Origin of the sequence: Listeria sp. ILCC797 (assembly GCF_900186185.1) — a bacterium.
Classification (GTDB): domain Bacteria; phylum Bacillota; class Bacilli; order Lactobacillales; family Listeriaceae; genus Listeria; species Listeria goaensis.
The window spans coordinates 1-23,578 of record NZ_FYBS01000019.1 but is presented as its reverse complement, the minus strand read 5'-3'; the positions used below and the strand labels follow the sequence as shown (position 1 = coordinate 23,578).

At 37.4% G+C, this 23,578-nt stretch carries 22 protein-coding genes; all 22 read left to right on the top strand.

The window, feature by feature from the left end:
* Positions 1-55 precede the first annotated feature (55 nt).
* The 22 genes from BN1609_RS13635 (at position 56) to BN1609_RS13535 (ending at position 23,233) form a co-directional block, all read left to right on the top strand.
* Complete coding sequence (locus BN1609_RS13635; RefSeq protein WP_088841018.1) at positions 56-247, top strand: hypothetical protein; 192 nt, start codon at positions 56-58, stop codon at positions 245-247.
* 191 nt (positions 248-438) lie between these two features.
* On the top strand, positions 439-975 hold the full coding sequence (locus BN1609_RS13630) for a hypothetical protein (RefSeq protein WP_088841017.1): 537 nt from the start codon (positions 439-441) through the stop codon (positions 973-975).
* A 25-nt stretch (positions 976-1,000) separates the two neighbouring features.
* Positions 1,001-1,258, top strand: a complete 258-nt coding sequence (locus BN1609_RS13625; RefSeq protein ID WP_088841016.1) for a hypothetical protein — start codon at positions 1,001-1,003, stop codon at positions 1,256-1,258.
* Complete coding sequence (locus tag BN1609_RS13620; protein ID WP_088841015.1) at positions 1,255-1,770, top strand: hypothetical protein; 516 nt, start codon at positions 1,255-1,257, stop codon at positions 1,768-1,770. The genes BN1609_RS13625 and BN1609_RS13620 overlap by 4 nt, the downstream gene beginning before the upstream one ends.
* A gap of 558 nt (positions 1,771-2,328) precedes the next feature.
* Positions 2,329-2,499 (top strand): hypothetical protein, encoded by a 171-nt coding sequence (locus BN1609_RS13615; RefSeq protein WP_088841014.1) that lies wholly within the window; start codon positions 2,329-2,331, stop codon positions 2,497-2,499.
* A gap of 59 nt (positions 2,500-2,558) precedes the next feature.
* The gene (locus BN1609_RS14155; protein ID WP_255377401.1) at positions 2,559-2,822 is read left to right on the top strand and encodes a phage N-6-adenine-methyltransferase; all 264 of its coding nucleotides are present in this window, start codon (positions 2,559-2,561) and stop codon (positions 2,820-2,822) included.
* Positions 2,823-2,831: 9 nt separating this feature from the next.
* On the top strand, positions 2,832-2,996 hold the full coding sequence (locus BN1609_RS14150; protein WP_255377400.1) for a hypothetical protein: 165 nt from the start codon (positions 2,832-2,834) through the stop codon (positions 2,994-2,996).
* 592 nt (positions 2,997-3,588) lie between these two features.
* Positions 3,589-4,725: a RepB family plasmid replication initiator protein gene (locus BN1609_RS13605; RefSeq protein ID WP_088841013.1), complete on the top strand. Its 1,137-nt coding sequence runs from the start codon at positions 3,589-3,591 to the stop codon at positions 4,723-4,725.
* Positions 4,726-4,773: 48 nt separating this feature from the next.
* Complete coding sequence (locus BN1609_RS13600; RefSeq protein ID WP_088841012.1) at positions 4,774-6,705, top strand: AAA family ATPase; 1,932 nt, start codon at positions 4,774-4,776, stop codon at positions 6,703-6,705.
* Positions 6,695-9,712, top strand: coding sequence for a hypothetical protein (locus tag BN1609_RS13595; protein WP_088841011.1), 3,018 nt, complete (start codon positions 6,695-6,697; stop codon positions 9,710-9,712). Before BN1609_RS13600 ends, BN1609_RS13595 begins: the two co-directional genes overlap by 11 nt.
* Entirely contained in the window at positions 9,690-10,415 is a 726-nt protein-coding gene (locus BN1609_RS13590; protein ID WP_088841010.1) for a hypothetical protein, read from the top strand. Before BN1609_RS13595 ends, BN1609_RS13590 begins: the two co-directional genes overlap by 23 nt.
* A gap of 89 nt (positions 10,416-10,504) precedes the next feature.
* On the top strand, positions 10,505-10,753 hold the full coding sequence (locus BN1609_RS13585) for a hypothetical protein (protein WP_088841009.1): 249 nt from the start codon (positions 10,505-10,507) through the stop codon (positions 10,751-10,753).
* A gap of 121 nt (positions 10,754-10,874) precedes the next feature.
* The gene (locus tag BN1609_RS13580) at positions 10,875-13,310 is read left to right on the top strand and encodes a hypothetical protein (protein ID WP_088841008.1); all 2,436 of its coding nucleotides are present in this window, start codon (positions 10,875-10,877) and stop codon (positions 13,308-13,310) included.
* 244 nt (positions 13,311-13,554) lie between these two features.
* A complete protein-coding gene (locus BN1609_RS13575; protein WP_220387175.1) occupies positions 13,555-14,418 on the top strand; it encodes a hypothetical protein in 864 nt (287 codons plus the stop codon).
* Positions 14,419-14,432: 14 nt separating this feature from the next.
* Positions 14,433-16,367 (top strand): hypothetical protein, encoded by a 1,935-nt coding sequence (locus tag BN1609_RS13570; protein WP_088841007.1) that lies wholly within the window; start codon positions 14,433-14,435, stop codon positions 16,365-16,367.
* Positions 16,368-16,376: 9 nt separating this feature from the next.
* Complete coding sequence (locus BN1609_RS13565; protein WP_088841006.1) at positions 16,377-17,702, top strand: phage tail tip lysozyme; 1,326 nt, start codon at positions 16,377-16,379, stop codon at positions 17,700-17,702.
* A 20-nt stretch (positions 17,703-17,722) separates the two neighbouring features.
* Positions 17,723-18,385 (top strand): hypothetical protein, encoded by a 663-nt coding sequence (locus BN1609_RS13560; RefSeq protein WP_088841005.1) that lies wholly within the window; start codon positions 17,723-17,725, stop codon positions 18,383-18,385.
* A complete protein-coding gene (locus BN1609_RS13555; RefSeq protein WP_088841004.1) occupies positions 18,382-19,023 on the top strand; it encodes a hypothetical protein in 642 nt (213 codons plus the stop codon). Before BN1609_RS13560 ends, BN1609_RS13555 begins: the two co-directional genes overlap by 4 nt.
* Before the next feature lie 10 nt (positions 19,024-19,033).
* Positions 19,034-19,777, top strand: coding sequence for a hypothetical protein (locus tag BN1609_RS13550; protein ID WP_088841003.1), 744 nt, complete (start codon positions 19,034-19,036; stop codon positions 19,775-19,777).
* Entirely contained in the window at positions 19,770-22,370 is a 2,601-nt protein-coding gene (locus tag BN1609_RS13545; protein WP_220387174.1) for an FtsK/SpoIIIE domain-containing protein, read from the top strand. The genes BN1609_RS13550 and BN1609_RS13545 overlap by 8 nt, the downstream gene beginning before the upstream one ends.
* A gap of 67 nt (positions 22,371-22,437) precedes the next feature.
* Positions 22,438-22,677 carry a hypothetical protein gene (locus BN1609_RS13540; RefSeq protein ID WP_088841002.1) on the top strand — a complete coding sequence of 80 codons (240 nt, stop codon included), beginning with the start codon at positions 22,438-22,440 and terminating at the stop codon, positions 22,675-22,677.
* Positions 22,678-22,699: 22 nt separating this feature from the next.
* On the top strand, positions 22,700-23,233 hold the full coding sequence (locus BN1609_RS13535; RefSeq protein ID WP_088841001.1) for a hypothetical protein: 534 nt from the start codon (positions 22,700-22,702) through the stop codon (positions 23,231-23,233).
* Positions 23,234-23,578: the final 345 nt, after the last annotated feature.

Here is a 23,578-nt window from a genome sequence, read left to right as displayed (position 1 = left end):
GCTAAAAAAACGCTCCTATGCCCCTTAAAATTCATTCCAGAAGGAAAGTGATACTATGAGTCAACAATTAATGAATAAAATTATGCAAAAAGAAGAAAAAGTAAAAAAAGCTTTTCGTGCATTCGAAGATCGCCCCATGTTGGATAACGGGATTTATACATCAAACTTACTTCACCTTTTGCGCGAGCTTGCAGACCTTGAACGCCGCTATTATGAACAATACGAAAAAGACAATAGGAGAAAATAAAGCTTAACTAGGGAGTGTTACAGAATGACAAGGAAAAAAACATTTTTCATATGTTTGCTTTACACAATAGGCTTCCCAATTTTATTAATTCACATTGCAGGCGTAAGGATATATGGTAATTTTTATGACACGTATTTTACACTATTACGGGAAGCCAGAATTCAAAAAACAAAAAGAAGGGATTCGATAATATGCAATTAATCACCGTAGACGAACAAGAAAATTGGGATACACTGATGCACGAGCTAGAAGTGAAGGGATATAAATGGAAAAGTGGTAAATTGCCGACAGAACGGGACATAGATGGCAAGTTGGAAGATAATTCCGTAATACTGGTGAACGATGATAAACGTATATTCTCGTCAGACAGGGCGTTTTTCAAAAAATACTACCCTGTTACTGAAATTATCGACTACAAGACATCAAAATTTAAAGTTGTAGATCATGCGAAATACTATAACTTTCCAGAAGCTGAATATTATGCGCTGATTAAAGCAGAAAATGAAGAGGCAGCTAAAAAAATCTATGTTGAATTTGTTGGTTGCGATCATATTGAGCAAGTTGGTGCAGCTCTTGAGATTAGCGAGCTTGAAGCGAAAAAACAGTGGAACGATGCTGATAAATATTGGAATGAAGTTAGAGGGGAAACAGACATGATGCCACGTGACATCGTATTTGAAGATTTCGAAACAAACAGCCTCATGCTAATTGATGCCAGTTTGTTGTAAAGATCAACTAAGGAGGTTTATAAAAATGAGTAAAAATAGACATTTTAAAGCATTAGACACCTTTGAAAGCGAAAGGCGTATTTTCAAAAAAGGCGAGATTTACACTGCTTATTTCCGAGGTAACATGTATACGCTAGTTGCTGAAAATGGTGAATTTAACTTCACGCCAGAGTTGATGGATCGTGTAGCCAATGAATGGAAAGATATGTTTGAGGAATGGACTTTAACTGAACAAGGAGCTGAAACAGTTAAAACATTTATTTTAAAGGAGCGTGCGGAATGAACTATTATAAAATCGCAAAAGGTACAGAATCATATGAATATCTGTATAAAATTAAAAATAGAGATGTAAAAGACTTCTTGAATGAAGTAAGTGAATTGATTGGATTTGAAGCAAACGGAAACGTAGTATTAAATCGCTCTTACCTTTCTATCAGGAAATCGGAACTTGAGAAAAACAAGCCCGAATGGCTTAAAGATTTCAAACGAGATAGCGGAGAGTGGGTAACACCTAAAGTTGCGCAAAAAAAATTAATTTTCGCTTATGCTGAGATTCGAAAAAAATACGACATGGATTATAGTTTCAATGATTTTTGCTTTATGAAATGCTTTTTTGGCTCGGCTGAAGTGATTCATGACTTCGACAACTATGGATTCGCCTTTATGGAAACTGAATTCGCTACAAAAGACGTGGAGTTTACAGGAATTAAAGAATCGGAGTATCTGGAACGAAAAGCAAAATATGCTACGTATAAGGAGGGAAGGGAACGAAAGAAGACTACAAGAAGGCAATAGAGTACTACGGACGCTTAAAATGCGCTAACTGCGGAAACATCAAAGGTCAAGAATGTAATATCGAAATTATGTTCAATGAAAAATTGGAGGTTTTGGAAAATGAGTAAAAAAGAAGAGTGGCAATGTGCGTCAGTTGGTACAGAATTGATACCAGTTTTTTGTGAAGAAAGAGATTACTTAACTTGGCATTTACTAGAGTAACAGAGAGGCTTACAAACGTAAGTCTCTTTTGATAACATTCTATAGCAAGATTATTCAAATTTTCAGAGTTGACTACGATGTAAATGTGGTTCTTTATTCACAAACAAGACGTAATTTAGTGCCTTTTGTGTAACATTTCCGCATGTCCATTTTGATAGTTTCTAGTATATTAAATACAAGTGCGTCATTTAAACGCCTAAGCGTATTTTTGCGCTTGCAAGGAAAAAGTGCGTAATGTGAAAAATAATCGCTAAAACTGGCTAAAAATAGCTTTAAAATTCATTTTATCCTAAAGCGCTATACATTTCACAGAAGCATCGAAGGGGACACCTGATAAATAGAGAGGGGACACCTAAAATGACAACGACTAAAAAACGAATTAAAATCGCTGTAACGGAGGACACTTTAGAAAAATTAGATTGGTTACTTCAGGAAGAACAGCGAAAAACCAAAAAACGGGTTTATGCATGTCATGTGTTAGAACGTTTAGTTCAACAAGAGTATAAAATTAGAAAAGCTTTTCGATGAATACAGAAGTTAGTTCATCTTAGACAATCGCAAAAAGTGATAGAAGAGGTGTAAGGTTTTTGATAAGTAGAGTGCTATTTACTAGCGATAAAGACGATTGGGAAACGCCGCAAGATTTATTTAATGTGCTGCATGAAGAATTTGAGTTTGATTTAGATGCTGCCGCAAATGATCGTAATGCAAAATGTACCCGTTATTTCACGAAAGAACAAGATGCGCTTAGTCAACAATGGGAAGGGTCTGTGTTTTGTAATCCGCCGTATGGTAGAGAAATTCCCAAGTTTTTAGACAAAGCATACACAGAAAGTAAAAAAGATTATTGAAAAAGAGTAGTGTTACTAATTCCCGCTAGGACAGATACAAAAGCGTGGCATGAGTATATTTTTCCTTTTGCGGCAGAGATTCGATTTCTAAAAGGTCGTTTAAAATATGAGTTAAACGGTGTTGCGAAAGAAGCTTCGCCGTTTCCTAGTGCGGTCATTCTGTTTGAAGAGTAAATCTTTATATGCAAGAAAAAGGTTTTTCAGAGGAGTTCTATAAAAATATGGTTATGGTAATAAAGGGACAAAAAGGAATGGATTAGAGGGACATTTAAGGATTCTTTGTCCCTGTGTTTAAAAATTAGTAAACGCTATTTAATTAATTTATATTATATATTTTGTCTTTTGTTCTTTTGCGAAAATATAAATCCTTATGTATCAATGGTTTCAAGAGATAAACAACCACAAAAAACTGTCCGCAAAACCACAAAAAACTGTCCGCAAAACCACAAAAAACTGTCCGCAAAACCACAAATATAACAACGTGTGGTTGTTTAGGGTGAGGAATCAGATGCAAGCATTCCCTCTTTTTATTGATTAAATATTTCGGGATCAGAATTTGTTTGAAAATAATTTGTTTTACCATTGTTCTTTTTGATGAAACAGGAATACTTACACCGCTAAAATACAACCTCTTAATTTTGTAAAAAAACCCATAAAAAAAATTGACATGGTTGTTTTGGGGTGGGATAATAAAAAAGAGCGCGAGGTGTCTTTGGCCAGCCCGCGCGCTCTTTGAAATACCCCCACAATAGAAAGGAGTCTTTCGATGTCAAGTATACCAAATGAAGGACTGATAATCCATATGGACGAGTTAATTAGACGCAAGTCGGTAGAGCATAACGATTTGATTACGAGTGTGGCGAAAATGGATAAGATACCTCTTAAAATGTTTAGTTTGGCTGTGTCGTGTATTGATACAGAAAATCCGCCGAAAGATAATACGGTGTATTTATCAAAAAAAGAATTATTCGCTTTTTTTGATGTAAAAGACAAAGATAAACACACTCGGTTTAAAAAAATGGTTGAAAAAATGCAGAAACAAGCCTATTTTCAAATTCAAGAAAAAAAAGGTAAGGGATATGAGGTGGAAAGTATAGTCCCTGTCCCTTATGTGAAATGGAATGATTACGACGACCATGTAACAATTGAGTTTAATTCACATATCATGCCTTATTTAGTTGATTTACAGAAAAGTTTTACGCAAATTAATGTATTAGATTTGATTAATTTGCAGAGTAAATATTCTGTTGTTTTGTATAAAATACTTAGGATGAACTATAACCAGTTTGAAAAATATGCATTTTCTGGCGAACGAACAAAAAAACAGTTAGATGACCTGAAAAATCCAACAATATCAGTATCAGAATTACGAAGAATTAGCAATACAGAAGAAAATTATAGTCGATTTGAACATTTTGAATCGAGAGTTATACGAAAACCTATAGAAGAAATTAATAAATATACAGAGCTTAATGTGACGTATGAAAAAATAAAAAGTGGCAGAAGTATAAAAAATATTAAATTTTTTATTGAAAAAGAAGGCGCATCAAAAAATGAGTTCTATAAAGAGGAACAACAAGACCCTGTTTACTTACAAAGTGAAGAGGATAAGATGCGCTTGTTTTTCGAAGCAGCACAAAGCCCGTATACACATATGTTATTAGCGCGAGATTTAATTCAAGCGGGCGATACGACTGATGTAGACAAGATGGTCAATCTGATGCGGTTAGTTTATCCGCTTTATGACAAGTTAAAAGCGATGGGTGGCGTGGAAGCTGTAGAAAAACATTTAATGCACATCAAAATTCATATGCAAGGTACTAGCAAAGGGAATATCGCGAAGTATTTATGGACGTGTGCAGAAAATTTTGTTAACGGGGAAGCTCGTAATATCTATGAGTAAAATTGAAAAAGAAAACAAACTATGAGCAACGGGAAAGGGGCAACAAACATGATTGAATTAGTCATACCGCCCGAAATAGAAGAAAAATATCACGCTGCACTCAGTGAGTTGCCGCGTGGAGATAATACGTTAGTGGGGAATCGCGATAAAATTGAGATGTTAGAAGTCGCGATGTTAAACCCTGAAATGCCCAATGCGATGATACTAGGGGAGCAAGGGATAGGGAAAACGGCGATTGTGGAGCAAATGCTCTATGATAAATCGCTAACCGATTTCCCTATGATTGTGGTCGCATTATCTATCGAGGCACTGGGGGAATTACCTGAAAATGTCATGATTAGCCGCATGCGTAGCCTTCTTCTGGATATGAAGAAAATTGAAGAGGCAACACGTAAAAAAAACAAAACGGATCAGTTTACAATGTGCTTATTTATTGACGAAGTACATAAATTAAACCGTTACGGCTTATCTGGGAAAAGTTCAGGTGCCATGAATGCGCTGAAAGAAGGTTCTGCTAGAGGGCAATTCCCTATCATCACCGCAACAACGGATTATGAATATCGTACCCACATTATGGCAGACCCCGCGTTTGATCGTCGATTTGCTAAGGTCATCATGACGGAACCTAATCGGGAAACAGTCTTAGCCATCTTAGAACGACGTTTACACATGTGGGAGAAGGCAGGGCATTATGTGCCGCCCGCTGACCCTACTTTTTTAACGGAGTTAATTTCTTTGACAGATGCGTTTATACGAAACCAAGTTAACCCAGCGAAATCACTTGCTATCTTGTCTGCATCTGTCGCTTACTGTACAAACCAACACCAGCGCGGACAAGAAGCGATTCTTTCGCATGACGTTTTACGGTTTGTATTTGCTTCAGAAGGCTACAATATCGAGAGTCAAGCAACTGCTGAAGAAGTGAAGCAAGTGCTCCAATCCCGCGTGAAAGGGCAACCGCTAGCTATGAAATATTTAACAGATTTAGTCAATTCGTCGTATTACACCAAGCGGAATTTTAAACGTCCATTTCTAAGTGCCTTGCTGATTGGAACAACAGGGACAGGGAAGACGGAAACCGCGAAAGCGCTTGCTTATGCATTGTTTGGTCGAGAAGATGCTATGTTGGTCGTGAACGGTGGGGACTATTCCACAAGTGAAGATGCCATGGCAGCACAACGCTATATCGGCGATAGTGTAGCCGTTAATAAACAACAAGTGATTTTACTTGATGAAATTGAAAAATCGCATCGTAATGTATTAAATGGCTACATGCGCATGATTGATGAAGGGATCGTAAGGGATAGTTTGAATATTGAACGGTCGATTAATAACACGGTTTTACTTGCTACGTCTAATCTTGGAGCCTCTATTTTTTCAGAGTTGGCTAACGTCATGCAAGTTGAAAAAATGAACGCGGAACAAATAACCGATAAGTTACTACATGAATGGTTTAAAAATGAAAGCCAAGTACGAAAAGCGCTTCAAAATGGCGATCAAGGGTTGAATAACGGAGTGAAACCTGAATTTATTGAACGGTTCCAACTCTTTGTGCCCTATTTACCGCTTTCTCGAAAAACTATTTCTAAAATTGCGCGAAGACGGTTAGAACAGTTTCAGCAAGAGATGGCAGAAATCGGCTATATTATTCAATTGCCTGAACGAAAAGATGCGGCTTTTTGGAAAGAAATGAACGTGAACTATGATGATGTAGATAGTATTAGTGTGATGGTTGCAGAAGATTTAGTAAACCGAGATGCAGCGACAACGGGGGCGCGTGCTGTGAATCGCTTTATTGAAAATTCAGTCAAACCGCAAGTGGCAGGAGCCATTGCGGAACAACGCGCCAGAGGCTCTACGTCAGATGGTGCATTTAAAATTACAACGAATGGGAATGCCTCGTTTGAAACGGTAAGTCGTAATTTGGCGGGTATTGCTGTTCAATTCATCGAGAGGGGGGATATGGGAAGTGACAGCTAAACTTAAACGTATTTTAAACAGCAAAATCATCGTTGTGCTCGCAATTTTAGCTTTCTGGTTTATTGGGGCGCAGGTTACGCAAGTATATGCGGACTATAAGGCAGGAACCGCGTACCAGCACTTTTTATTAGGAACCAAAAGTGAGGAAGTGAAAGAGGGCGCGGAAGACCAAAAAGCCCCTTTAAAACTGGGTTCATTAGGCAGTGGGGGCGTGTCAGGTCAATTATCCTATGACGAAATCGTCAATTCAGCGCCAGAGAATTCAACAGATAAAGCGAAGAAATTTGCGTCTACCGTGTCCACGTACTCTACTTTCAACTATTTTTCAAACAAGGCGGAAGGATTCAGCAGTATTTTTTCGTATGTTGCTCGAATTTTAATGTCGATTATTTTATTACCGCTTGCGGTCTTGATGGACGTTATCCATTTGATTATTCCGACGCTAATTAGTCTGTTAGCAAAGTTAAATGTTGTCCGTTTGTTGGCGGAGTTTGTCACGAACTTAGACATGACATCGGATTTGTTAGAAGCTACGGGAATTTCAAAAGAAACTTTTCAAACCTTAACAAGTGCCTTGCTTAGCTTTGCTGTAGCGATGATATTACTTTCTTTGATTGGCATGTTTCGCGGCGGCGGTAAAATTAACCAACAGAGCTACAGCAAATTAAAAGGGCGGTTGATTACGTTAATTTGTTTACCGCTCATTGTGGGTATTGGTGCCTCTCTTTTAGATAAGGTGATGGACATAACATCTACAGATTCGGGGTTAGTGGGGAATTATTCGCGTTATTTAGTCGATGACCGTTCATGGGCGTATAATTTCAATTTTGCTCCTAATGGCGATAATGGGGAAGATGGGAATATTTCCCCAACAAGTCATAGTTCGTATGTGGATTTAAAATATAACCCCTATACACAAACGGGGGCGGATCGTATTAAGCGGATTAATTCGCAAAGTTCCTTAGCGAATAACGACGAGGGGAATATATTTCCCAATACAGCGTTGGCGCTTGCGTATGGGACGAGTCAATCCTTTTCCGCGACGGACTATATTAATTATAAAGGCACGAAAGCATCGCAATCCTATTACAGTCGTGACGGTGGCGAGGGGGAAAGTTTTGGGTCGTATTATAAATACGCGCAGGGCATGAAAAAAGCCCTTGTGGACGTGGATAATGCCTATCAACCATCTGATACAACTTCGAAGCCCGAAATTAGAAATTCCAAAACAGATCAAAAAGGTGGCTATACAGCAGCTATTGATGATTATAGCGATGGAAAGAAATTAATCGTGAGTCCACAAATTGCGTGGCGAGATCGTTTCATTTATGGCGCGAAAAATTCAGGGGCAAATATGGACAAGTATTATGCCGAAACGCCTTCTGTGGAACAAATAGAGAATCAAGTGGGGACGAACGGGGAAGCCGCTTTTTCTGACCAATCGATGTACCTTATTTTATCAACGCAATTCGACGAAACAGGCGGGAAATATTATATTGATGCCCCAGCGCGTGGGATTTATGCCGCAAAAGCTTCTTTTGATAGTAATCGAAGTAATTATTATGTGGTGAGTATGGTCGGAAATCCTTTCTTTACGATTTTTGGATTGATTGCTGCCCCTCTATTACAATTAGTTGTTTTTCTAGCAGTGGTGATGTCGGTTGTTTCTCTAGGGTTAATCGAAATGAACATGAAGCCACTTATTGCATGGTTTAAAGGCATGACGTTAGGAGATATTGAATATCCGATTGCGTTTTTAATCTATTGCGTTGGGATTGCGGGAACGATACTAGCGTTGTTTGCGATTCCGCCGCTGTTAGTTAATTTCTTGTTGTGGATACCTAAATTGTTGCTTGTGACGTTTACGGCTGGTAAAACTGCATATTCACCACAAGCTAGCCTAGCTCTACAAGGTACGCCGCTTATTGTGTCTGCATTATTTTCTGTTTTTGTGGCAGTACTCTATTTGAAATCTGCTGCATTCCGTTATCGAATTGCGGAAGTCTTTACCTTTGTTTGGTTTTGGGCGAAAACAACGGGTGAAAGATTAGAATTTCAAGCAAGCGGTGGCGCAGGTATGCGAGTGAAACAAGAACAGCAAAAAGCAAGGCAACAATTAAATTCTATGTTAAACACTACCAAAGAGCGTGGAAATTCCGCGGGAGGTAAATTGAAATCTTGGTTAGAGGAAGCAAGAGAAGATGTTCAAGAGGATTTAAATACGGATAAAAAAGGTGGTCAAAGACGCAGAATAACGCCGAATACTAGTAGTTCTGAAAATACAGGTGGTTCGAGTGGTTTTGGCGGCTATGAAAATGAAAAATTATTAGATGCGGAAACCGTGGCACGTAATGGTATGTATGAACGTGCTGAAAACGCGTTGCAAGAGGCAGAACGTGATAAAACTATCTCTCCTCGTGCGCAAATGGTTACCATTGATGCGCAAGAAGCGATTATGCGTTTGAAAGAAGCGCCTAGCCACGAAACCTTACAACATGCATTGTCCCAGTTAGAGCGCTTAGATACCGAATTTAAGCAAGAGGGTATCACGGATAAACATGTCGATATTGCACGCAATGAACTATATAACCTTAGTCGTTCTCTTGATTTTAAAGATGAGGAAGTGACAAGTGGTTTTGGAGGAAATCATAATCCGACAGAAGGGCATCAGGATACAAACCGTATTTTTGAAAGTGCACAAGAAGATACGGTTAATCGGCGACATTATGAACGTATCAATGTCAAACGTATGGCAGACAATCTAGGAGAGGCGCGAAATAATGAAGCAGTATCGAAAGCATTACGCGATTTAGATACAGGTCAAACGCAAGAAGAACGCCGTTCAGCGATTACCACTTTGCAAGCATCTATTTCACGGTTAGACATTACAGAACGGGAGTCTATCAACCAAGAAGCCATTTTTAAAAATATCAATGATGAAGTGATGGATAATGAATTCCAAGTACAAAAGGGAGATGAAACCCATGAAAAAGATAATCAAGATTAGCCGAGTTCTTTTTTTAGTAAGTTTAGTTCTTGTGTTGGGCGCTTGTGGAAATGAACAATCGACTCAGACGAACGCAGGAAAAGCAGAGGCGCTAACAGAAAAAGCGAAAAATGAAGAGAATGTGAAAGGAATTGTCAAAGCGATTAAGCAAAAGGATATACGATATAAGTTATTTATTACGTATGAAGGTGCTATTTGGGCGGTAGGGACTACTGCCGCGCGTAATGGGGATTATGGTTTTGATCAACCGCATGTAGCGACATCTACAGTTGCTTTCGCTGTTCAAAATAAGCTTAATAGTGAACAGGAGACAGCTATAGTCGAGCTTGTGATTCGTGGAAAGGATAAAGAAGGCAACCGAGTTACGGAACCACAAGGAGATATGGCGGGGGACGTAAGAAAGTATTATCCAGAGGCATTTAATGAAAATGGCATACCTTATTATGGTGCTGATGTAGACTATGCGACGTTATCGAATGTTAAAGTCGTTAATTCGGAGAAAAAGGGCTACCAAAAAATCACCGCTGACGTAACAATCCACCTTCATATGACAGATGGAACTGTAAAAACACGTACGTATCCGACAAGTAGTATACCTGAATCGACAAATACAGCCATTAGCAACGAGGATAAACAAGCTGCTTTGCACGCGGAATTTATGAACCAACCACTTCCGCCTGATGACGGAAGTGTTAAAAAATAAACGGCATAACGTAAATTAAAAAATAAAATCTAATTTGCTTAGACGCAACGATCTAAGCAAAAATTGAATCAAGTGAGGAGAAAAGGAAAATGGCATTAGACACACTTAAAAATGTAGGAGTTTGGATTATAAATATTATTGCGGTAGGTGGCGGCTTGTGGCTAATCATATGGGGACTTATTGACCTTGTAAGTGGGCTTTCTGGCAAAAATAAAGAGTATGGTAAAGTGTTGCTCGGTATCGGAATTGGAGTAGCAGGAGGCTTTCTTATTTTATGGGGAGGTAATAACATTCTTAATTTCTTTCAAAGCAACGGATCAGGTATCCCAATCAAGTAAAACTGATGGAGCGTCTATGTACGTTTGTACGTAGGCGCTTTTCACACTGAAAAAGAGGTGTTGAGATGGGTAGGTTTGTAGCTAAATGATACGAAATAAACCGTTTAGGAGGAATTTAGAGATGACGGAAATTACAAAAACGTTTGAAATTCTCGACGCGGATCAAGACGCTTTAATACGTTTTGAAAAAGCTGTGAAGCGAAAAGGTGTTTCAGTATATCAAGTAAAAGACCGCGTTTTATTTGCTATTTCAGATGATGCAGAGAGTAATCAAAAAATCATTCAAGAAGCCGAGAGTTACGCGTTTGATTTGGGAGTGGATTATACCAAGGTAAAGTTAGTCTATTTGAATGCGAAAGAGGGCATTTTAGATGACAGCCAAAGTGCTATTTTGAATTTCGCAAAAGAGAATCATATAGAAGAGACGGCAAACGGCATGCCATTAAGCTTGTTACCTGATTTAATTGAATTTGTCCAAGAAAACAAAGGCGGCATCGCGGAAGAAGAAAAACAACTTTCAAAAAATGAAAAAATAGAAGTGGTACAGACTGAAGAGGAAGAATTTATTGATGATGTAGCTATGTCAGAAAACAACACTTCATTTGCCCCTACTCCTGAAGTGGAATCTGAAAAAGAGGAAGAGCTGATTGGTGAATCTTCCTCGCCTTCAGAAGAAGGAGAATCAGCTATACAAGAATTAGAAAAAGAAGAGGTCGAGCAACAAGAAAATGAAAATGAGTCGGGCGATTACCTGATGGAAAAAGCCAAAGCGTTATTTGAAACGAGTGCTTATATTCGTTTGCCAGTGTTTGATGAATTGACTCATAAGAAACTACATGAACAAGTCCTTCAGGCTCAATTTGCGATAGCAGCAGCTAAAGGAGAAAGCATTCAAGCAATTTATAATCGCTTAAAAACAGAATGCGCGGAGTCGGTCGAACAAATAGAAGTAGCCATGATGAAAAATGCACGAAACGCGCATGAAGATGCACTCAATCGAATTGATAAGAATTTAAATTTAGATATTCATCAGTTGTTAACAGAACGCGACGCAGAATATGAACAAAATAGAGAACGCTATATTCAAGCGCAAATACCGATTATAAAAAAACAATATGATGCAGAGCATTATGGTGAACATGAAAAAGCGTTAGAAGCTGAAATGGAAATGTTAAGACGTCGAAGCGCGGAAGAAAAAACGGAAGAAAAAGCACGCTTTTCAAGTTATGTTGAAAAAGTATTTGCGGACAGCAAAGAAAATGTGATGAATACTATTCATGTAGACGATATTATCAAAAACTATAACGCGGTAGCCAAGGAACAAAGAGAAGTGCTACAGTTGCAAGCAAAAAGTGTACAGAGTGAAATCGGCACGACAGTGACGGAAATTGTAAAAGAACGCGATGAATTGAAAGAAGAGATTGCACGTTATGAGGCGCAAATAGATAAACAAGTCACACAGGAGAAAGAACGTGTACAGCAAGAAGTGAATCAGACTTACGCGGAAAAAGAAAAAGCGTTAATGCAACAAAATAAAGCAAAATTAGATGAATCATATGCGAACGAACAAGAGTTATTGCGACAAATTGAAGTATTAGAACAAAGCTTAGCAGAGGAAAAAGAAGATAAAAAATTGATTGAACGAAAATTAATCGAACCGACACAGACCAGTGTGTCAGGAGAGAAGGAAAAAGAAAAAACAAGCTTATTCGGGAAAGGTGATGGGAAGTTATCGCGCGCAGGATTAATAGCAAGTGCAATAATGACGGTTATTCTAGTAGCGGGAGCGGCGACAGGGATAGCGGGCGTTTACGGTGTTAAGGCGGAGGTCGCTACTAACAATCAATTGCAACGAGCAATCTATTTAGAACAACTTCAAGGCGATAAGAAATATACGAAAGCGGCAAATGTCATGAACGACTTAGGTTACAGTAAAAAAGAAGTGGCTAAGATGTATTTGGAAAATGGCAAATACATGAATGCGCTGAAAAAAGACTCGTCTATAGCGTCAGAATTTTACACGTATGTAGATAAACAAACGTCAGAGAAACAGAAGCAAATATTAGAAGAAGTGAAAAAAGCTGAAGTGCTAGGAGGAAAGCAAGAAAATGCGCTAGATGTTCGCTTAGCTATATTGAATCAAGATGATAAAGCGTTAGAGAAGTTGCTTCAAGATACGACAGATCAAACAGCTAAAGTAGCAACAAAGTATTATATTAGCGAGAAGAAATATACAGAAGCAGAGCAATTGCTCAAAAAACATCATGATGCGAAATTATCCAAAGAAGTAGAGAAAGCGCAATCTGAAAATGCAAAAACGCAAATAGAAAGTTTACAGAAAGATATTGAGGCTCTTAATCAAAAAATCGATGACGCAACGAAAAAAGATATCAGCCTTAAACAACAATTAGCGGCGATAAAAAAAGCTAAAGGAGATGCCGCGAAGATTAATGCGAAGCAAAAACAAATTACAGATAATGCGAAGCAAAAAACGAATTTAGAACAGAGTTTAAAAGAAAAACAAGAGCAAAAAGAAGAGTTAGAAAAAGATTTATAAAAAATGCGTCCCAAGAGCACACAAGTGCTCGGAAGGGCGCATTTTTAAGTTTTTGAATGTTTTTATACAGGAGAACGAAAAAATGGCTTAAAACGCCTCATGTGCGTTTAGGAATAAAACGCAGTTAGTTTTATTTTTGGTTCTAATAACTTTTAAAATTAAAGGTTATATATGATATAATATAATAAACGAAATATCATTCGCGATGAATGATGTGAGAGAACAGAAAAAAGAGGTGTTTATTTTGGCAAGAAAAGATTATAGGGAATTATCGGGAAATAAGTACAGTTTGCGTGCGAAATCGTATCATATGATTCGACGAGTAGACTTCATTTCAAATCATCTAGGCGCACTCGGCGATTTGCTCGTGACGACGATGATAGGTTTTATTTTAGCAATTTTAACGCTTGCAGGCGCGGCGGGTTTGATTGTCTATGCGATATTCGGCGAGCAGGGACATACAGCGGTTGCTAATATTATTCCGTCTCTTATGATTGCGATAGGTGGCGTGCTGGTCGCGTTAAATGTATTGTTAACGAATCCGTCACAAGGCTTGCAATTTTCAGTAAGTATGCGATTTTTGCGTAAAAAAATAAGTTCGAAATCCATAAGCGGTGTAACCGTACAATATAATCCATTTCGATTTGCTGAAGGGATTGACAGTAAAAGCATATTAGAAATGGAAGTGAATGGAAAAATAAAATACCTTGCGATGTATCGTGTGCGTGGGACGATTAGCCCCGTTTGTTTTGATGTCGAGTTAAACGAATTAGCAGGACTTAACAGTCGTTTGTTACATGCAATGGAGCGGGATACTGTCTTAACGACAATCAATACTGTTAATGCTTCAAAAGTGGAAAAACGGAATTTACCTGAAAATGCGACGGAATCAATGAAACGCAAGCGTGATATTAATTATGAAGTCACATCTCAATTGAAATACAATCAGCAACTTAGTACGTTAGTCATCATCAGTACAGATACGTTAGATGTTATGCGAAGTCGTATAGAATCCTTTGAAATTATTTGTAGGCAGGGCATTGTTGTGGGGCGTCTACGACTAGAAGGTGAAGAATTGAAAAGTGCGGTACAAGAGATATACAGCTAAGGAGATGGTCGGAAATGAAAAAAATAAAAATGCCGAAACTAAGAGGAAAAGAGAAGGAAAGTGAAGGCAATAAAACGAAGAAAAACAGAAGCTTTAACAAGCTTCCTAAAGTAACAGAAAAGGTAGATTTTGATGGTGAAAAAGGATTTACACATGCTTTTGGCTACCGAGATGAAGATGCTTACTTATTCGTAGGTCAAAAATCAGTTATTTCCGTATTTGACGTATTAGTTCAGTATGGTTCATACAATGAGGCTCCTATTGGTTGGCTGTTAAACTTAATACCCAAGATGGAATTAAAACATGGTAACGTAATGTTCACACAACGGCAGAAAGGTATGGAGAAAGATAAAGAAAATAGTGTTATTGAACGAGACATTGAAACGAATATCACGACAATTAGCGAATCTGGACAAGGAAAGTCGAGTAAACAACGCGCACAGAATGTTGGTCGTGTATGGGATATGAAACTAGCTGGGGAGCTTTCGGGTAAGGGCGATACGATTATAGATAGTGATTTACGTTTGATTGTGAAAGCACGTACACCAAAAGATGTAGAAAAAACAATCAAGGAGCTCAAGAATAATTATAAACATTATGATGTGAAAGGCATTATTTTCGTGAGACAATCTGGCGAACAATTAGAAGAAATGAGTCAATTATTTTCACATGTAACGGCTGATGCGTGGCATGCTTCAGATATGAATAGTGTTGCGGCTGGTCGTATATTTTTACCAAGTTCGGGGTTTTCCGATGCTCAAGGTACGTACGTGGGGACGGATATTAGGGCGCTACTTACGAACAATCCAGCGATTATAGATTTTACAGACATTAAGAATGCAACGATTTTCATGGGAAATATTTCTGTGAAAGGTTCGATTGGTGGAATAGAAGGCGGGGGCATGCTACTAAGTGGAGGAAGCGCAGTAGCGCATGTGTTATCAGAAGCTAATTATCTTGCTGGTAAGCGAATACACCATATTACGATGTCAGATTTTGGGTATCGAGCACCCGACTCACTCGTTTTTGATATGTCTAAAGAAGCCATTAACCCTTTAGAAGTATTCGGAACTCCTGAAACCGTGCAAATTGATGCTACAGCGAATTTTAATAAAGCTACAACCATGATGTTACTTTTATCCAATACGGTAGACAAACAGCGATACGCAGAACTAGAAGCTGAGTTGAAATCCGTATTAATCGACTGGATGATTTATCGCGCAGGAGGTCAAGGTATGTATACAAATGATCCAGAAAATGAACCTAACCGTGCAGAACAGATTTTAGCGACGGGGGATCACGAAAATTACCCAACGCCTTTTGAGTTATTACCAGCGCTTAATGATAATGTAGCGAAACGGGCGAACGAGGGAGAGTATGCACGAGAAAAAGCCGATTTTCTACACATGACACTTAAAACAGCTTTTTCTGAATTCCCATCAATTTTTCACAAGGTAACGACTCTGCCAGATGTGTATAAATCAACAGATAGAAATATTTATTATGATTTATCCAAACTCACGAACAATACAAAAGTTACTTCAGCCGTATTTTTAAATGTACTGGCATATGTCACGAATCGTGCTCTGGAAGGTGAACAGATTGTTATTCATGGTTTAGATTATATTGACATTCCAGTTGACTATTTAGTACCTTATCGCGAACGAATCGCCCGTAAAAGCGTTGGACTCGTAAGTGTTTACGAAAAAGCCGAAAATAAAATCAATCCACATTCTTACTCTCGATTTAGTGGTCGATTATCGCAACAAGACGCGGTTGTATTAGGCGCTATGACACAAGAAGAACTAGCGTATATTAATGATTCGTGGCGGCAGCCTTTGCCAAGTCAAGTATCAAATGTATTACTAGAAGGGCACAATGGAATTTTATATTTTTATAGAAAGAAAGATCGTGTAGGCGCTTTAGTGCAAACACACTTAATTTTATGAGGTGCTACGATGAAAAACATATACAAGAAGTTAGTAGTGGTAATTCTCGTAAGTTGTTTGCTTACGATTACTATATTCCCATACCCTTCTCAAGCGAATTTTGAAGGATTTACACAAAAATGTGCAGGAACAAATACGAAATCTGTTGATCCAAATGATTCAACAGAAGAAAATCAAAGCGGAACTATAGCAGGTGGCGGTGATTGGACAAAAAAGGGGACAGGGGCTAATAAAGTAGCTACGGAGATATGGAATTATTGGAAATCAAAAGGCTTTGGGGGTCCAGCTATATCAGGAGTTTTAGGAAATATTGCGCATGAAGGCGGGTTTGGAATTCCCGATCGTGCTGAAGGTCATTTTGGCGATGACCCTAAAACAAATAGCATTAGTGAGGGCGTTGTTCCCCTTGTTGGAGGTTCGCAATATCCAGTTGGTAAAACAGGTGCGCAAGAAGGTGGAGCAGGCTTATACCAGTTCACCCCTTATTCGAAATTTGCAATGGTCGGTGACTCTAAATGGAAGAGTGTAAAAGCGCAAGGTGATTTTGTATGGAGTTCTGAAGTGGGAAAAGCGAAGTGGCTGAATAGTTATATTTCGCTAAGTTCTGTGGAAGAAGCTGTTAGCATGTGGTTTTCAAAATACGAGCGGGGAGCATCGTTAAACCCTGCCAAATTCACTTCTGGGAAACAAGCCTATACGCTTTTTGGAGGTTCGAATATTGATGCAGATAGCGCGCTAGCGAATGCGGTTGATACGGCGACTGAAGGCGAAACAAAAACGGAAGAAAGTAAAAAAGTTGGTGGTTGTCCCATTACTAGCGCTGAAAGTGAAAGTGGGACACAGGCGAGCGGAGAAGGCAAAGCGATTATTGAAAAGGCGATGGCGCTAGTTGGTTACTTCACGTATGTCATGGTTCATGGGGAAAATTACATTGGTTCTATTGAAAAACCAATTAAAACAGGCATGACGGACTGTTCTGGCTTTGTATGGCTAGTTCTTGCACAAGCAGGATATAAAGTGCCAGATGAAATGGGCTGGTTTACAGGGACGATGATGGAGGACGCAAAAGGTTCGCATAATTGGTTAAATGAGGTGAAACCTGAAGAAGCGAAAGCGGGCGATATTGTGATTGTAACAAAAGCTGGTGCAACAGGTCACACTGCAATTCTGTTAGAAGATTGGAAAAAAGGTAGCGATGGAGCGAATGACACCAAAATCATACAAATGGGCGGAAGTAGCAAAGATGGTGTAAATGTTAGCAAATTTAACGTAGCATTCAAACGATTGCTATCAGGAGGATATACCTTGAAATTAGCTAGACCAATCAAAAAATAAACGACAAAGAAGGGGTTTGCATGAAAAAAGAAATACTAACAGTTAGTAATATTTTAATAATTATACTCGTATTAGTAGCGATTTTAACTAGTTTCTTATGGTATAAGTCATCTAGTGAAAATACGAATGAGAACTTAAATAAGCAAGTGGACAGTCTGAACGTGAGCAAGAAAAATTATATGGAATCGACAAAAACACTTACAACAGACGACATCAGTACGGAAATTACATCATCAAATATTGATGTGAAGTCGAAGCTAGAAAAGAAAAAGGCAGATATAGAAACTGTAATTCGAAAAGTATATGGTGAAACTAAGACGCAACAAGACTACGAGCATTTAAAAAATGAAATAGTGCCACTAGTTGGTGAAAGTTTCAGTGATAAATTAGTGGAGTTAGATCAACCTATTGTTTCCGAAGCGGGTACGCATTTTCCTTTTGAGGAATTGAAAACCGTAAAAGTATTTTTCGGTGAATATAACCTTGCTAATCAGTCAGCAGATTGTTATGTATTAGTAAATTATGAGTCAAAAGCAAATGCCACAACAACAGGTATCGAGTCCGCAAAAAAACAAACTAATATTTCAGGTCAAGACTTTTTCATTCTTAGCTATGACTTAGCAGACGACAGTTTGAACTACCAAGATTATCAACGAAATATTACAAACGGGGGCGAAGAATGATGCGTAAAAGCATGTTTATAAAAGTAGTTATTTGTTCTATCTCTGTGCTTGTTATCGGAGTAAGTATTTATTTTATTACTAAACAAACGAATGAGTATAAAGAATTGAAGCAAGAGAAAAAAGAATTGGAACAACAAGTAGAGGCAGCAAAAAAAGCATACAATAAACGAAGAAATCAAATTCAAGAAAAATTTTATGCAGAAGACCATACTAATTCCCCCGAAATTGTACGAGGTTTAGCGTCATATAATAATTCTTATGTCATCATGAATGATTTAGCTAATCGCTTCTTCAAAACATATTTCACGTGGCAGACTTCTGAAGATTATATTGCGCGATCAAGTAAACTAACTAGCGTTGCGACAAATAGTTTATTAAGAAATCAAAAAATATTCGATAATGGAAAAGATTCATTAGGCGGGGATTATGTCGAAAATACAGGTGTCAAGTCTGAATTTACAGGTGTAAATACATTCATGGAAAATAAAGATTCTGCACTTGTTGAAGTGAATTATTCAAGCTGGTTTAACGATGAAAGAAATAGCGCAGCACACTCAAAACGTTACTACTATGTGAGAATAAAAAGTGATGAACAAAAAATAAACAATTTAAACTTAGTATTCAGTTCTGAAAAGTGAGGTGTAGCAATTGATTTTAAGTATTATTTTAATCGCTTTTTTTAGTATGTGCAGTGTGGCCACAATATTTATTGTGTACAATGAACTTCTAAATAGAAGAACAAGAAAATTGAATTGGTATAAATTTTCTGCCGCAATGATTCTTATTCTAATTTTTACAGCAGTATGTATCTTTGCTGCATTACATGTATCAAGCATTCCAGTTGTTAAGACCGTATCACACATTTTAGACGCTATCGTATTTTCCTTTGTTAACTATTTGCCTAAATTGATTTTAAGTGTATGGTTTATCTGTCCGTTGCTACTGGCGTGGCTATACTATTCTGTGCGAACTGTAATACATGTGATTAAGAGCCGTTCAAGGTATAAAAAGTGGAAAGAAAAGCATTTAGAACAGGAAAAAGAGGAAGAACAGAATCAAGAAAAAGAGGAAGTCGAAGAAATCCATTTTTTACCTAGTTCTTTGATGACTTCCTCCCCCATTCGCTACAACTCTGTTTTAGGATTATCGAGGACTTATGAAATAGCTAAAACACAAGGTCTGCAAATTGCTGAATCAGAGAATGGGTATGTAGCGGTATTTTCGAGTGCAGAAGGAAAGAAAAAATTAATAGAGATATTTAATGAAAATCAGTTAGATAGTTCGATAATCTCGAAATATCCATCAATTGTTTTTTTCGATAAACACGAAGCAAAAAACATAACAATCACAGAAGCAAGGACTAAAATTCATCGAGGTGAGAAAATTGGATAGATTACTAACTATATTTTTTGAATGGGTATTACCTATTGCTATCATGCTGGGTATTTACACATTTATTATTAATAAAGTGTATGCTGCTTATGAAAAAATGGACATGGATAAAATTTGGAAAAGGGTTATAGTGACAGGTGTTGTACTGGGACTGCTAATAAGTGCATGGGTATATGTGACAAAAACACCGTGGTTTATTGATGTTATAGGATATACAAAAAATGGTGCAGATTGGATAGCGAATACAGAAATATCACATGGTGTAATGTCCGTTTGGCAGAAAATACTTCATTTTTTACTAGAATGGATTCCGATATATTTTAGAGCTTTCATACTTGTTTTTGTTGTTGCTACAATGGTATTGGTAAAAAGTTTATTGTGGCGAATAAATTTCAACCGAAGTGCTAATATTATATTTAGTACAGTGCTTGCATTCCCGTTTCTGTGCCTAAAATACCTCGTTGGTTATCAGACCCCTATTTTTGATTTTGTTCAGTCACGGGTATTCATAGCTAAACTAAAAGAAAACTGGAATGATAGCTACTTTAACGCGCTTCAAGGAATAGATGATAAAGGCAATAAATTTGATGCAGGAAGCGGTGGAACTGCACAAATACAGCGTGTAAAAGCAGCGACGGTAGCTATTAGACGTACTAGAGCTAAAATAAAAACGGCAGCAGGCTTTAGACGTGCAGAAATAATTATAAAAAATAGCCGTGAAACAGATACGGATCGCATTATAGAAAATGGACTAAAAGATTTAGGACGGCGCTTGTTAGCCTCATCTATTCGTTTTCAAGACACACCAGTGTTAAATGTGGAACGTGGAGGGTATGTTTTTGATTCAGATGTTATTTATAATTCTGGTGACGTTTTGGGACGATGGAATGACATTTTTTTCAATCCTTTTGCAGAAATCAATAAAATTTCTAACGGTGGCATAGGTGCTTTTAAGGGCTTATGGTTAATTTTAAAAGGAATGTGTGAATACATTAGGAACTTAACACCTCCAGCGATATACGGTCGGCTTGTTGCTAGAGAAGATAAGTTATTCACACCAGATGTATCTGTAGATAATGCAAAATATAAAGCACAACAAAATCTTGATTTATCTGTTATTCCAGAGCCGCTAGATATTGACACGGGCAATGATATAGAAACACAAACGGAGATAGCGAGAAAAGTTGCATATGCTCGCATTGAAGATGTCACTAATGCGCTAAATGCTTATAAACTTCATGGGTTATTTCACCGTGTATTAGTTGGAGGCAATACGGCTATTTATCAATATACATTACCAAGAACAGCAGATTTACCAAGTGACTTTTTGCGGATTCAAGAAGGTATTGGAAATATGTTGAAAACTAGTGATATACCGATTATTACAACTGTGGCGGGTATGTTGTCGGTTAGTATGGTGAATGGAGTTAATATACCAGTTGATTTTAGAAAAATGGTTCAAGAGCGGGATAAGGGCATGAAGTCCATTATTTCTGGAATAGCTGGCGTTGATGCGATGGGAAATAATATTTTAATAGAATTAGGTGATAGAGTACCCCATGCCATGCTTTTTGGTACTACGGGTAGTGGTAAAACAGTAACAATTATGTCCATTTTGTATTCGGTCATGGCTGCTAATGATCCAGATAAACTAAAAATCGCATATATAGACGGTAAAGGTAATTCATTTGAATTTATGCGAAGTGACAATGAGGGCAGTAATAATTACCACCCTAATCCATTTACTTATGCACAACCAGCAGATGCAAGTGGAGATATGGAGTATGCACGCGCGTTGCTTCAACATATAGTCGGAGAAACAAGACGACGTATAGAGCTATTTAAACAACGCGGCGTTTCTAAATTAGAAGAGTTTAACAAACGTTTTCCAGATGAAAAAATGTTTGAAATTTTATGTGTAGTAGATGAGTTTTCAGCGATTACAAGTCGCGATAATGAGGTTGACGCAGGAGAAAGAACAGAAGACTCATTTGAGTATTTAGCGAAAATGGCACGTTCTACAGGTATAAGAATGCTGTTAGCGAATCAAACAGCTAGAAAAGAGTTGATACCCGGTAAAATAACGGCTAATATCGGTGGTCGTATTTCGCTAAAAGTAGCAGAACCTATAGAAAGTAATATCGCTTTGCCTGAAAGTAATATTGCTGTTCATTTAATTACACAAGCAGGAGAGTTTTATAGTACTATGAACGGAGTTAGAAATGCGGAGCATGGTAATACACCGTTTCTATCAGACGATACTATGAACGCGATGAATGATGCGTTAGAAAAACGATTCGGGCATATTGATTATATTATAACTAGAGATGAAGTCATGCAGGAATGTTATGGTGGTGAAGATGGAACATATGCGATTCCTGAACCTATGCCAACAGAAAAAACTGATATTGAGACATTAATTCATGTTATGAAAGAATTTCCAGAATGGGCGCTTGCGAATAAGACGAGTAAAATATTTACAGAGAACCATAGTGTTAATTCAGATGATCCAGCAGAAAGAAAAAGAAGTAAACAGGCATTAAAACGAGCGTTCGAAAAATGTGAGAACCCAGAAGTGAAAACAATTATTTAATGACATTGATTTAAGGTTTTGGGATAATTGAAAAAGGTGAATGAATTTAAGGAGTGATTTTGACAGAATGAGTTATTTAGTATTAATTTTTATGGTTGCAGCGATTTTTATATTTGTTAATAGTATTGTGAAAGGTAAAGTGATTAGCTATTACCCTCTTGTTGAAAAATTATTGCTTTTTGCCGCGTTATGCTTGATTTTTGAAGTAGCAGTGAATGGTATTACATTTCGGTTAGGGTTAGCGATGGTGTGTATAATAATTGTGCTAATAACTTGTTGCGTTTCTAAAGTTTCAAAAGAAAAATGAAATCAGAAATGAGGTGTTTTTTATGGTAGAAAAAGAGAAAAAAGAGCTCATTTTTAAAGGCAAGACTTATACGAGTTATTACCAACTAGAAAAAGTTATGGGAATTCATCGAACAACAATCAAGTACAGGCACGAAAAGATAGGAATACCAATAGATGAAGTTGCTGACTATGTAGCACCACCGCGAATAGAAAGGTTTAAAGGGAATATGATAAATCTCATTGCTAGTGATAGCGGCAGTAAGAAGGAAAAAAGAAAAGATTTTGATATGAATGAAATCATAGAATACCCTGAAACGCCCCAACTGTATTTTTCTGATTCTGACCCTAAAAGAACAAGTGATTCAGAAAAAACGTATGAAAAGTGGTTGCTAGGTGCTCCTGATATATTAATATTACGAGAAAAGAATTTGCACAATACAAAGTTAGAAGAGTTAAACGAGAGTGAAAAAAACAGTTTTTTTTATGCATCAACATATCACGAAGAAGCGAAATCTAAATCGGAAAACGCGCTAAATATTATAAATTCTGTGATGGAAAAACGTAAAATAAACTAACTAAAAAAGTGTTAAACTTAAAAAAAGTTAGAACCTTAAAAAGGGTTCTAACTTTTTTTGTTTTTTTAAAAATTTAAGCATGAAGTGTTGGCACAAATGAATTTGTCAAGAATTTTTATGAAAGAACCAATTCAAAACCAAAAAATAACCAGAAAATAAAACAGGGTAAATTATTAACGAAAAAATATCAGTGTATAAAAATTATACATTTAATAAAAAAGAGTGGTGAACATGTACAAAATTTATACACAAAACAAGCGCCCTCATCATTATATAATGATGAGGGCGCTTGTTTTGTGTATAAATTTTGAACTGACACTGCCAACGAAAAGAGAGGTGTAGATG